We start from the raw sequence: 12,215 nt of genomic DNA, 5'->3' as shown, positions 1-12,215 counted from the left end.
GCCTCCTCGGGCGGACGCCGGAGGGCCTTTGCCGGCCCGTCCGCCCGCGCACGGCGACCCGGAGACGACGAAGGGCCCCACCGCGAACGGTGGGGCCCTTCGACATCGTGCCCGGTGAGGCACTGGCGGAGGATACGAGATTCGAACTCGTGAGGGGTTGCCCCCAACACGCTTTCCAAGCGTGCGCCCTAGGCCACTAGGCGAATCCTCCGCGGCAAACAATACAAGACGTTGAGGAGTGCTCGCGAACCCGTTCCGGGAGTGGGGCGAGGGGGGTCCGAGCACCCCGTGGGATCGGGTAACCTGGGGCCAGCCCCTCACGTGGCGCTATCTGACTGAACTCCCCCAGGGCCGGAAGGCAGCAAGGGTAGGTCGGCTCTGGCGGGTGCGTGGGGGGCGCTTTGCGTGGGAGTGCGGCGGCATCGGTTGTCGGTGGGCCCCGATAACCTCGTAGGTGTGTCGTCCCTTGCGCTGTACCGCCGCTACCGCCCCGAGTCGTTCGCCGAGGTCATCGGGCAGGAGCATGTCACCGATCCCCTCCAGCAGGCCCTGCGGAACAACCGGGTCAACCACGCGTACCTGTTCAGCGGGCCGCGCGGCTGCGGCAAGACGACCAGCGCCCGTATCCTCGCCCGCTGCCTGAACTGCGAGCAGGGGCCGACGCCCACGCCGTGCGGGGAGTGCCAGTCCTGCCGCGACCTCGCGCGCAACGGACCGGGCTCGATCGACGTCATCGAGATCGACGCCGCGTCGCACGGCGGTGTGGACGACGCGCGCGACCTGCGGGAGAAGGCCTTCTTCGGCCCCGCCGGCAGCCGGTACAAGATCTACATCATCGACGAGGCGCACATGGTCACCCCGCAGGGCTTCAACGCCCTGCTGAAGGTGGTCGAGGAGCCCCCGGAGCACCTCAAGTTCATCTTCGCGACGACCGAGCCCGAGAAGGTCATCGGGACGATCCGGTCCCGGACCCACCACTACCCGTTCCGGCTCGTTCCCCCCGGCACGCTCCGCGAGTACCTCGCCGAGGTGTGCGGCCGCGAGGGCATCCCCGTCGAGGACGGGGTGATGCCACTGGTCGTGCGCGCCGGAGCCGGTTCGGTGCGTGACTCGATGTCCGTGATGGACCAGCTGCTCGCCGGAGCGGCCGACGACGGTGTGACATACGCCATGGCGACGGCCCTGCTCGGCTACACCGACGGCTCGCTCCTCGACTCGGTCGTGGACGCCTTCGCCTCCGGCGACGGCGCCGCGGCCTTCGAGATCGTCGACCGGGTCGTCGAAGGCGGCAACGATCCCCGTCGCTTCGTCGCCGACCTGCTGGAGCGCCTGCGCGACCTGGTGATCCTGGCCGCCGTGCCGGACGCCGGGTCCAAGGGCCTGATCGACGCGCCCGCCGACGTGGTGGAGCGGATGCAGGCGCAGGCGTCCGTGTTCGGGGCGGCCGAGCTGAGCCGGGCCGCCGACCTGGTCAACCAGGGGCTGACCGAGATGCGCGGCGCGACGTCCCCGCGACTCCAGCTGGAGCTCATCTGCGCGCGGGTGCTGCTGCCCGCCGCCTTCACCGACGAGCGCGCGTTCCAGGCGCGGCTCGACCGTCTTGAGCGCGGTGCCGCGGCCGCCTACCAGGCCCCCGGCCCCGGCCCGGCCGACCGTCTTGAGCGCGGTGCCGCGGCCGCCTACCAGGCCCCCGGCCCCGGCCCGGCTCGTCCTCGAGGGACACCGGCCGAGGCGTACACCCCGCCGCCGCCCCCGCCGGTGTCCCTCGAGGACGACGTGCCCGAGGAGGACGACCCGGACCTGGTGGACTCCGCCCTGTCCGGGCACGACCTGATCGTGCGCGAGCTCGGCGCCACGGTGGTGGAGGAATATACGAACGAGTAGCGGATCTCCCCTCGGAGGCCCGTACGACGACTTCCGGCGCCCGGCGGTTAGGCTGACGCCCGTGAAGGTCCTCGTCATCGGCGGCGGCGCCCGCGAACACGCCCTGTGCCGCTCTCTGTCCCTCGATCCCGACGTCACCGCTCTGCACTGCGCGCCCGGAAACGCCGGAATCGCCGAGGTCGCGGAGCTGCACCCCGTCGACCAGCTCGACGGTGCGGCCGTCGCGGAGCTCGCGACGCGTCTGGAGGCCGGGCTCGTCGTCGTCGGCCCCGAGGCGCCCCTGGTCGCCGGGGTCGCCGACGCGGTCCGTGCCGCGGGGATCCCCTGCTTCGGCCCCTCCAAGGAGGCGGCGCAGCTCGAAGGCTCCAAGGCGTTCGCCAAGGACGTGATGGCGGGGGCCGGGGTGCCGACCGCCCGCGCCTACGTGTGCACCACCCCGGAGGAGATCGACGAGGCGCTCGACGCCTTCGGTGCGCCCTACGTCGTCAAGGACGACGGGCTCGCCGCGGGCAAGGGCGTCGTGGTCACCGAAGACCTGGCGGCGGCCCGTGAGCACGCGCTGGCGTGCGGCCGGGTCGTCATCGAGGAGTTCCTGGACGGCCCCGAGGTCTCGCTCTTCGCCGTGACCGACGGCACCACGGTCGTCCCGCTGCGTCCGGCGCAGGACTTCAAGCGCGCGCTCGACGGCGACGAGGGCCCGAACACCGGCGGCATGGGTGCCTACTCGCCGCTCCCCTGGGCGGACCCGAAGCTGGTCGACGAGGTCCTCCAGACGGTTCTCCAGCCGACGGTGGACGAGCTCCGCCGGCGCGGCACCCCCTTCTCCGGGCTGCTGTACGCGGGGCTGGCGATCACCTCGCGCGGTGTGCGGGTCATCGAGTTCAACGCGCGCTTCGGCGACCCGGAGACCCAGGTCGTCCTCGCCCGGCTGAAGACGCCGCTGGCGGGCGTCCTGCTGGCCTCCGCCAACGGCACCCTCGACACCCTTCCGCCGCTGCACTGGCGGGACGACGCGGCCGTCACGGTGGTCGTCGCCTCCCACAACTACCCGGGCACGCCGCGCACGGGCGATGCGATCGAGGGCCTGGACGAGGTCGCGGCCGAGGACGCGCCGCACGCGTACGTCCTGCACGCCGGCACCCGGCAGGACGGCGACACGGTGGTGAGCGCCGGCGGGCGCGTGCTGTCGGTGACGGCCACCGGCAAGGACCTGTCCGAGGCCCGGGAGCGCGCGTACCGCGCCGTCGCCCGGGTGCGGCTGGCCGGTTCGCAGCACCGCACGGACATCGCGCGGAGCGCGGCCGAGGCGTGAGGCCCGAAGGTCCCGCCGCCCGGGAGCCCGGGCGGCGGGACCGCTGAGAGACGAGGAGCCCGGTGCGTGCCGCACCGGGCTCCTCGGCGTGCGCCTGCTCCGGGCCCTGGTCGTGGGGCCGGTCCCGCGCCTGGCGGTGGTGCCGGCGGGAGCTCCGGTCACCGGCCTCCCGGCATGACCGGATACCGCCCCCGCGGGCCCGAACCGGCGTTCCCCTTCGCGTCCGATCCTTTGCCCAAAGCCATTCCATCGAGTGATGAGTACGCCATCCGGATGACGGGTGCCGAAGCCCCAACTATGGTGCGGCGCAGGCATTCCGGCACATGGCTCACCGGCATTGCGATGTCGGTGGGCGGTGCCACAGTGGGGGAGTGACCAACACCGTCGCAGCGCAGAGGGGGTGACGTCCGGCCGTGTCCGGTACCGGTTTCGGGGATTCGATGGGCGCTCACGGCGCTCGTGCCAAGGCTCTTGCCCTGCTGCGCCTGCGCAGCGGGGCGACCGCCGTCGCCCTCGTGCCCGCGGCCGTCGCGGTCGTGCTGTTCGCCGGCGGCGCCATGGGCCGGCTGAGCGGGGCGGGCTGGGACACCGCGCGAGGCGTCGCGGCGGCCTGCGCCGTCGTGGTGCTGCTCGTCGCGGCGTCGGTCGCGGCGACGATCGCCCGGGCGGCGCCCGCGCTGACGCCCACCGTCGACCTCTCCGTGCGGGCGGCCCCCGATCTGCACCGGCTGGTGGAGGATCTCGCCGGCCGGCTGGAGGTGCCCGTGCCCTCGGCGCTGGCGCTGACCCCCGACTGCGACAGCTGGCTGGAGGACCGTTCCCATCCCGCGCACCGCAGGTCCGGGACGCACGGCCGGCGGCGGGCGGGCGAGGCCCCGGTGCTGGTGATCGGTTCCCCCTTCCTGTGGTGGATGCGGGTGGCCGAGCTGCGCGCCGTGCTCGCCCCGGTCGTCGCGGGCGCCGGCCTGGCCGCCGACCCGGACATAGCCGCGGCCCGCCGTTTCGTCCGCGGGCTGGACGCGGCCGTCGCCGACGCCGCCCGGCCGCCGCGCTCCATACGGCTCCCGGTGACGCTGCTGGCCGGCCGGATCGCCCGGCTCCTGCTGCGCACCTGTCAGACGGATGCCGCGGAGATGGAACGCTGGGTGGCCGCTGCGGCCTCGGAGCGGGCCCAGGGTGTGGACTACGGCCTGCGGATCGTCGCCCAGGAGCAGGTCGGCCTGGCGTACGCGGGGTGGGACAGGCTGCTGACGAGGGTGGCCCTGCCCGCCTGGCGGATGGGCCGGTGGCCCTCGCAGCTGGACGCGGGCGTCGTCTCGGCGCTGACCGAGCTCTCCCGCCGCGACCGCCTCGCGGACGGCTTCACCTCCCGGCTGAACGAGCGCCCGGCCTGCGATCTGCTGGAGGAGCCGGGGGCTGTCGACGAAGCGGTCTCCCTGCTCGCGGCACGGCTGTTCCACGGCGGTCCGGCCTCGCCGGGGGCGCACTGGTCGCCGGTGGACTGGGACGGGTATCCGGCCGAGGTCGTCGACCACAAGTGGCGCACCGAGGCGGCCCGTATCCATCAGGTGCTGGACGAACTGGACGTGCCCGCGGTGAGCGGTCCGGGAGGGCCGACGCTGGCCCGGGTGATGGAGCATCTGTCGCAGCGGCCGGGCGGCGAGGCGAGCGACGGTCTGGCGGCCGCTCTCACCGCCCGGATGGCCAGGGACGAGGCGGCCGCCCCGCGGCCCGCCGGCGCACCGGAGGGCCCCGCCTCCGAGGGCCCGGCAGCGCAGCCCGGTCCCGGCAGCGGTCCCGCGGGCGCGGCGCCCCGGGACGGCGGGGACGAGATGCTGGCGGCCCTGTGGGGCGGTGACCTGGCGCCGCTGCCCCTCCAGCCGCCCCGCACCGGGCGCGATCTGCTGGCCGACCATGTCGTGGCGATGGTGTGCTGCACGGCGATCGACACCGCCGGGGCCGCCCCCGGACTGGACTGGCTCGACGGCCCGGCCCTGCTGATGGACGGCGAGCGCAGGGCCGACCTGCTCGCTCCGGTGCTCAGCCTCGTGGAGGAGGGCGACGCCAAGCCGCTGCGGGTCTGGCTCGGTTCGCTCGGCGTCCGCCCGGAGAGCCCGGTCCGGCTCGCCTGAGAGGCCCGGTCCGCCGAGGCGCCCGGCGAGTCTCCAGCGGCCCCGATCCGGAGAACTGCCTTCCGTTTCACGTCGATTCGCGACGAACGGTGACGGAGTGAGTGCGTTATGTGATGTGCTGGAGACCGGCGCTGCTCAGGTCGGCGCACCGGCGATGCCAGGACGGCGAGGGAGGGCACACCATGGGGGCGGACCACATCCGGCGATGGGAATCCGGTGCCCTCGCCCATGCCGTCAGCGACCCGTTCGGCCAGGGGCCGCTGCCCTGGCTGCGCAACAGCGAGAACTACTTCGACGACGCGGGCCAGGTCGTCCCCTGGTACGCCGATCCGCACCTGGCACGCGGCGGCTCCGGCGGCCCCCGCACCGCGGACGACGTGCACCGCCAGATCAAGGGCTTCGTCTCGCCGGGGGCGGCGCTGCCCGGTGGGGCGATCGACTTCCACATCACCGTGGACCCGCCGCAGCAGTTCTCGGTCGACATCTATCGCATCGGTCACTACGGCGGCGACGGCGCGTCCAAGATCACCACGAGTCCGCGGCTCTCCGGCATCGTGCAGCCGCCGCCGCTCACCGCCGACCGCACGGTCTCGTGCCACCACTGGTGGCTCTCCTGGCGGCTCCAGATCCCCTCGTACTGGTCGATCGGCGCGTACGTCGCGGTGCTGACCACGCTCGACGGGTACCGGTCGCACATCCCGTTCACCGTCCGCGACGACCAGCCGGCGGATCTCCTCCTGCTGCTGCCGGACGTCACCTGGCAGGCGTACAACCTCTATCCGGAGGACGGCCGCACCGGCGCCAGCCTCTACCACGCGTGGGACGACGAGGGCCGGCTGCTCGGGGAGCGGGACGCGGCGACCACCGTCTCCTTCGACCGCCCGTACGCGGGCGCGGGCCTGCCCCTGCACGTCGGTCACGCCTACGACTTCATCCGCTGGGCCGAGCGGTACGGCTACGACCTCGCCTACGCCGACGCCCGTGATCTGCACGCCGGCCGCATCGACCCCAGCCGCTACCGCGGGCTCGTCTTCCCCGGCCACGACGAGTACTGGTCGGTCCCCATGCGCCGGACGGTCGAGGCCGCGCGCGACGGCGGCACCTCCCTCGTCTTCCTCTCGGCCAACACCCTGTACTGGCAGGTCGAGCTGAGCCCCTCGCCCTCCGGGGTGCCCGACCGGCTGCTGACCTGCCGCAAGCGCCGCGGCCCCGGAAAGGCGGCGCTGTGGCGGGAGATGGACCGATCCGAGCAGCAACTGCTCGGCATCCAGTACGCGGGGCGGGTGCCGGAGCCGTCGCCGCTCGTGGTGCGGAACGCGGAGCACTGGCTGTGGGAGGCCACCGGCGCGGGCGAGGGTGACGAACTGCCGGGTCTGGTCGCGGGCGAGGCCGACCGCTACTTCCCGCGCACCGCCCTGCCCGAGCACCAGGGACGCATCCTGCTCGCCCACTCGCCGTACCGCGACGGGGACGGCGCCCTGCGGCACCAGGAGACCTCGCTGTACCGGGCGCCCTCGGGCGCGCTCGTCTTCGCGTCGGGCACCTTCGCGTGGTCACCGGCCCTCGACCGGCCCGGACACGTCGACACCCGCATCCAGCGGGCGACGGCCAACCTGCTGGACCGCATCTGCAAGCGCGACTGAGCTCCCGGCCGGCGAGCAGGGCCCCCGCACCCCTGCCCAGGAGAGCGGCGACCGCATACGGGACAATCGGAGCCTCGTACATCACCACGCGGAGGAACCGTGTCCGGATTCGTAGAAAAGCCCGAGCCGCTCCAGGTGTCGGGCCTGGTGCATCTGCACACCGGCAAGGTGCGCGACCTCTACCGGAACGAGGCGGGCGACCTCGTGATGGTCGCCAGCGACCGGATCTCCGCGTACGACTGGGTGCTGCCCACCGAGATCCCCGACAAGGGCCGGGTGCTCACGCAGCTGTCCCTGTGGTGGTTCGACCGGCTGCGGGACCTCGTCCCCAACCATGTGATCTCCACCGAGCTCCCCGCCGGCGCCCCCGCCGACTGGGAGGGCCGGACGCTGGTCTGCAGGTCCCTGCGGATGGTGCCCGTCGAGTGCGTGGCCCGCGGTTACCTGACCGGCTCCGGGCTCGTCGAGTACAGGGAGTCCCGGACGGTGTGCGGCCTCGAGCTGCCCGAGGGCCTGTCCGACGGTTCCGAGCTGCCCGCCCCCATCTTCACCCCGGCCACCAAGGCGGCCGTCGGCGACCACGACGAGAACGTCAGCTACGAGGAGGTCGCCCGCCAGGTCGGCGCCGAGACCGCCGAGGCGCTGCGCACCACCACGCTCGCCGTCTACGCCCGGGCCCGTGACATCGCCCGCGAGCGGGGCATCATCCTCGCCGACACCAAGTTCGAGTTCGGCTTCGACGGGGACGACCTGGTCATCGCCGACGAGGTGCTCACCCCCGACTCGTCCCGCTTCTGGCCCGCCGCGACCTGGGAGCCCGGCCGGGCCCAGCCGTCGTACGACAAGCAGTACGTGCGCGACTGGCTGACCTCGCCCGCGTCCGGCTGGGACCGCGGGAGCGAGCAGCCGCCGCCCGCCCTCCCGCAGGACGTCGTGGACGCGACCCGGGCGAAGTACACCGAGGCGTACGAACTGCTCACCGGCACCGCCTGGACGGCGCGCTAGGCCCACGGCCCCGTGACCGGGTGCCGTCGACGGCACCCGGTCGTGATGCCGGGGCAGTGGGCACACGAAGAAGCCCCCGGCGATGTCGCCGGGGGCTTCCTGCACTGAGCGGACGACGAGATTCGAACTCGCGACCCTCACCTTGGCAAGGTGATGCTCTACCAACTGAGCCACGTCCGCATGCGCCGTAGCGCGGAGACCACTATACCCAACCTTTCCGGCGGGCGAGCCGCACCGCCGTGTGACGGTTCTCGGCGCCCAGCTTCGCCGCCGCGGAGGACAGGTAGTTGCGCACCGTGCCCGGGGACAGCGAAGCCCGCTCGGCGATCTCCGCCACGGGTGCGCCGTCGGCCGCGAAGGAGAGCACCTCGGCCTCGCGGGCCGTCAGCGGGGAGTCACCGGCGGAGATCGCGTCGGCGGCCAACTCCGGGTCCACGTAACGGTTTCCCTCGTGCACGGTGCGGATGATCTCGGCGAGCCTGCGGGCGCTCACGGTCTTCGGGACGAAGCCGCGCACCCCCGCGGCGAGCGCTCGCTTCAGGTGTCCTGGGAGTCCGTGGCTGGTCACGATCATGGTGCGGCAGCCGGGGAGTTCGTCCCGCAGGCGTGTGGCGACCGTCACTCCGTCGGCGCCCGGCATCTGGAGATCGAGCACGGCGACGTCGGGCCGGTGGGCGAGGGCCATGGCGACGGCCTCCGGCCCCCCGGCCGCCTCGGCGACGACGACCAGGTCGTCCTCGAGCGCGAGCAGCGCGGCGAGGGCGCCCCGGATCAGGTGCTCGTCGTCGGCGAGCAGGACGCGTACGGTCACGCGGACTCCTTCAGGTCCTCGTCGGTGGTGATGCCGGAGCCGGCGCCGGCGTGCGGCACCCGGGCCGTCACCCGGAAGCGGTCCTGGGGCGCCGGGCCCGCCTCCAGCGTGCCGCCCACCGCCTGGAGCCGTTCGCGCAGTCCGGCCAGCCCCGAGCCGGGTGTGCCGCGGTGCGGGCGGTCCGGGGCGGCGCCGTCGTTCTCGACGGTCAGCCGCACCCACTCCGCCGTGGCGTCCACGGTGATCGCACAGTGCCGGGCGTCGCCGTGGCGCAGGATGTTGGTGGTGGCCTCGCGGACCACCCAGCCGAGGGCGGACTGGACGCGCGGCGGGAGCGCCGCGATGTCCGCCGCCGGCCGGCCGACGGTGCAGCCGATGCCCGCGGCGGCGAGCACGCCGCGGGCGCCCTCCAGTTCCGCGCGCAGGTCGGCCTCCCGGTAGCCGCGCACCACCTCGCGCACCTCGCGCTGCGACTCCTGGGCGATCCGCTGGACCTCGGTCATCTGGTCGGCGGCCTCGGGCCGCCCGCGTCCGGCCAGTTGGGCCGCCAGCTCGGCCTTGAGCGCGATCACCGCGAGGTTGCGGCCGAGCACGTCGTGCAGATCGCGTCCGAAGCGGAGCCTCTCCTCGGCGACGGCGAGCCGGGCCTGCACGTCCCGCGCGTCGTCCAGCTCCCACATCACGCGCAGCACCCACATCGACACCCGGACCGAGACGGCGAGCCACACGGTGATGAAGCCGACGGTGACGGTGGTGACGAGGGTGGCCGCGCCGCCGTGGCCGGTGACCGCCATCGCCGCCGCGAACACCGCGATCAGGACCGACTGGTGGAGGGCGATCACGCGGGGGCGGACCAGAATGCTGTGACCGCTGAGCACCGGTACCAGCGCGCAGCCCAGCATCGAGGGCAGCAGTCCGGTCAGGTCGGTGACCGCGGCGAGCGCGAGGAGGAGCGCCATCAGCACCCCGGTCGCCGCCGCGGGCCAGGCCGCGGCGCGCAGCGGGACGTCGTCCCCCGTGAGGTAGGCGGTCATCGCGGTGCCGCTGAAGCGGTGGCACAGCCCGCCGTTGACGACGGCGGCGAGGACGGCCGCGGCCATCAGCGCCGGCGGGGCGTCGAGCCGGACCGGCCGGGTGAGGAGCAGCAGTGTTCCGATGCCGACCGCGCCCCACTGGATGGCGTAGACCGTGCCGCGTGTGTAGAGGTCGACCCTGCCGAGCCTGCTGCGGCCCGTCCACCGCTTCATCGGGGTCCTCCTCCCCTTCCCGCCCGTCACCGTGTCTCCTCCCCTGCGCGGCTGCGCCGTGGTCCCACCGCCCGCGCCCCCCGTCAGCGGCGCGGCTCCCAGCGGAACCACCGCTGCACAGCAAACACGGCCAGCACGGTCCAGGCCAGCGCGGTGGCCGCGGCCCCCACCATCTCGCCCGTGGCGGCGTCGCCGAGCCATCCGGAGCGCACCAGGGTCATCACCCCGGTCAGCGGCAGCCGTTCGCACACGGCCGCCAGCCGGTCGGGCAGGACCTCCAGCGGCACGAACAGGCCGGAGCCCATGGAGGAGATCAGGAAGAACGGCAGGGTGGTGATCTGAGCGCTCTCCACGGTGCGGGTCACCGCCGCCGTGGCCGCGGCCAGCGCCGTCATCTGCACCAGCCCGATCAGGACGCCGACGACCACGAGGTCGGGGCGGGCGGGGGCGCCGAGTCCGAAGAAGGCGACACCGGCGACGGCCAGCACGGCGATCTGGACGAGTGCGACGGCGGTTGCGGGCAGCGCGGTGCCCGTCAGGATCTCCAGGTCCGACGCCTCGCCGGTGCGCAGCCGCTTGAGCGCCAGATCCTCGCGGCGGGCGACGTAGGCGGCGACCAGGTTCATGTGGACGACCACCAGCAGCGCCATGCCGATGCCGCTGGTGATCACGGTGGAGGCGACGCTCAGGCCGGTGCCGTCGAGGTCGACCCGGTCGAGCGAGCTCTTCACCGCGCCGAGCATCAGCGCGGGCATGAGCAGGGCGACGAAGAGGGCCGTCCGGTTGCGGACGAGCAGGGTGATCTCCGCCCGTCCCAGTGCCGTGAGCCGTCCCACGCGTGCCGTCGGGGTCGTCATCGGACGTCCACCACCCTGTCGTCGTCGGTCCGGTCCTGCTGAGCGATGTCGAGGAACGCCTCCTCCAGGGAGGCGGAGCGGGCGTCGAGCCCTTCGAGCGTCACGTCCGACGCCTCGGCCCAGCGCAGGAGTTCGGCGAGGTCGCGCTGGAGGTCGCGGGTGCGGATGTCGATGCGCCGGCCGTCGGACGCGGCCTTCAGCGACAGCGGCAGGCGGCCCGCGGGGACGGTGGCGGGCAGGGTGAAGCGGATGCGTGCCGGGCGGGCCGCGGTCACCTGCGCGGGCGTTCCCTCGCTGACGATCCGGCCGCGGTCCATGATGGCGAGGCGGTCGGCGAGGGCCTCCGCCTCCTCCAGGTAGTGGGTGGTGAGCAGCACGGTGGTGCCGCCGTCGCGCAGCGTGCGGACCAGGTCCCAGGTGCCGCGGCGGCTCGCCGCGTCGAGGCCGGTGGTCGGTTCGTCGAGGAAGAGGACTTCGGGGCTGCCCATGAGGGCGAGTGCCAGGTCGAGCCGGCGGCGCTCGCCGCCGGAGAGCTGCTTGACCCGGACCCCGGCCCGGTGTTCCAGTCCGACCAGTGCCAGCGCCTCGTCCACGGGGCGGGCCCCGGTGGTGCAGCCCGCCCACAGGGTGGCGGTCTCCGCTGCGGTGAGGTCGGAGGGGAAGCCGCCCTCCTGGAGCATCATGCCGATACGGGGGCGCACGGCGGCCCGCTCGCGGTAGGGGTCCCGGCCGAGCACCCGCACGGTGCCGGCGTCGGCCGGAGCGAGGCCCTCCAGCATCTCCACGGTGGAGGTCTTGCCCGCTCCGTTGGTCCCGAGCAGGGCGAAGATCTCGCCACGGGTGACGCCGAGACGGATCCCGCGGACGGCTTCGTAGCCACCGCTGTAGGTCCGCCTCAGGCCGTCGGCCCTGATCACGTACTCGTCGTCGGTCATGACCCCAGCCTCGCGGCGGGCGGTGGCCGCGGGCAGTGCGCGCTGTCATCACCGTTCATGACAAACGTCATGGACGGCCGCACGGCGCCCGGGGGCGGACGGGAAACGACGAAGGTCCCGGTCGAATGACCGGGACCTTCGCTTCCTGAGCGGACGACGAGATTCGAACTCGCGACCCTCACCTTGGCAAGGTGATGCTCTACCAACTGAGCCACGTCCGCATTGCCCCCGCTCGGCTTTCACCGGGCGGTGCGTCCACCACTCTACCTGATCCACATCGGTGGTCGGTGAAGCGGCGAGAGCGGGTGACAGGAATTGCACACTGCGCCTTCCCCCTGGAAGGGGGATGTTCTACTACTGAACTACACCCGCACGATCCTCGGTTCGGG

8 protein-coding genes, 4 tRNA genes, 1 other RNA gene and 1 pseudogene are annotated in these 12,215 nt (G+C 73.6%); 6 read left to right on the top strand and 8 right to left on the bottom strand.

Annotation, left to right across the window (positions count from 1 at the left end; genetic code table 11):
- Window positions 1-123: 123 nt before the first annotated feature.
- Window positions 124-211: transfer RNA gene (locus EAO77_RS06655), tRNA-Ser, on the bottom strand.
- A gap of 97 nt (window positions 212-308) precedes the next feature.
- Between EAO77_RS06655 and ffs the strand changes: the two genes are divergently transcribed.
- From ffs to EAO77_RS06625, 6 genes and pseudogenes are all read left to right on the top strand, one after another.
- An RNA gene (gene ffs / locus EAO77_RS06650) (signal recognition particle sRNA small type) lies at window positions 309-407 on the top strand.
- Between the two features lie 49 nt (window positions 408-456).
- Window positions 457-1,755 (top strand): annotated as a pseudogene (locus tag EAO77_RS06645) (DNA polymerase III subunit gamma and tau); the annotation flags it as partial.
- A 190-nt stretch (window positions 1,756-1,945) separates the two neighbouring features.
- Window positions 1,946-3,196 (top strand): phosphoribosylamine--glycine ligase, encoded by a 1,251-nt coding sequence (purD, locus tag EAO77_RS06640; protein WP_147987138.1) that lies wholly within the window; start codon window positions 1,946-1,948, stop codon window positions 3,194-3,196.
- 413 nt (window positions 3,197-3,609) lie between these two features.
- Window positions 3,610-5,328: a hypothetical protein gene (locus EAO77_RS06635; protein WP_147987137.1), complete on the top strand. Its 1,719-nt coding sequence runs from the start codon at window positions 3,610-3,612 to the stop codon at window positions 5,326-5,328.
- 182 nt (window positions 5,329-5,510) lie between these two features.
- Window positions 5,511-6,971: a N,N-dimethylformamidase beta subunit family domain-containing protein gene (locus tag EAO77_RS06630; RefSeq protein WP_147987136.1), complete on the top strand. Its 1,461-nt coding sequence runs from the start codon at window positions 5,511-5,513 to the stop codon at window positions 6,969-6,971.
- Window positions 6,972-7,070: 99 nt separating this feature from the next.
- Entirely contained in the window at window positions 7,071-7,976 is a 906-nt protein-coding gene (locus tag EAO77_RS06625; RefSeq protein WP_147987135.1) for a phosphoribosylaminoimidazolesuccinocarboxamide synthase, read from the top strand.
- 107 nt (window positions 7,977-8,083) lie between these two features.
- Here EAO77_RS06625 and EAO77_RS06620 read toward each other — a convergent pair.
- The 7 genes from EAO77_RS06620 to EAO77_RS06590 form a co-directional block, all read right to left on the bottom strand.
- A tRNA-Gly gene (locus EAO77_RS06620) sits at window positions 8,084-8,156 on the bottom strand.
- A gap of 22 nt (window positions 8,157-8,178) precedes the next feature.
- Complete coding sequence (locus EAO77_RS06615; protein ID WP_147987134.1) at window positions 8,179-8,787, bottom strand: DNA-binding response regulator; 609 nt, start codon at window positions 8,785-8,787, stop codon at window positions 8,179-8,181.
- The gene (locus EAO77_RS06610; protein WP_147987133.1) at window positions 8,784-10,034 is read right to left on the bottom strand and encodes a sensor histidine kinase; all 1,251 of its coding nucleotides are present in this window, start codon (window positions 10,032-10,034) and stop codon (window positions 8,784-8,786) included. The genes EAO77_RS06615 and EAO77_RS06610 overlap by 4 nt, the downstream gene beginning before the upstream one ends.
- An 83-nt stretch (window positions 10,035-10,117) precedes the next feature.
- Window positions 10,118-10,891 (bottom strand): ABC transporter permease, encoded by a 774-nt coding sequence (locus EAO77_RS06605; protein WP_147987132.1) that lies wholly within the window; start codon window positions 10,889-10,891, stop codon window positions 10,118-10,120.
- Window positions 10,888-11,826 carry an ABC transporter ATP-binding protein gene (locus EAO77_RS06600; protein ID WP_147987131.1) on the bottom strand — a complete coding sequence of 313 codons (939 nt, stop codon included), beginning with the start codon at window positions 11,824-11,826 and terminating at the stop codon, window positions 10,888-10,890. Before EAO77_RS06600 ends, EAO77_RS06605 begins: the two co-directional genes overlap by 4 nt.
- A 148-nt stretch (window positions 11,827-11,974) precedes the next feature.
- A tRNA-Gly gene (locus tag EAO77_RS06595) sits at window positions 11,975-12,047 on the bottom strand.
- A 79-nt stretch (window positions 12,048-12,126) separates the two neighbouring features.
- Window positions 12,127-12,198: transfer RNA gene (locus tag EAO77_RS06590), tRNA-Gly, on the bottom strand.
- Window positions 12,199-12,215 lie beyond the last annotated feature (17 nt).

It is taken from the genome of Streptomyces sp. T39, assembly GCF_008042045.1.
Taxonomy (GTDB): Bacteria; Actinomycetota; Actinomycetes; order Streptomycetales; family Streptomycetaceae; genus Streptomyces.
Note: the sequence above shows the minus strand (reverse complement) of the source record. Positions and strands in the feature narration are given on the sequence as shown.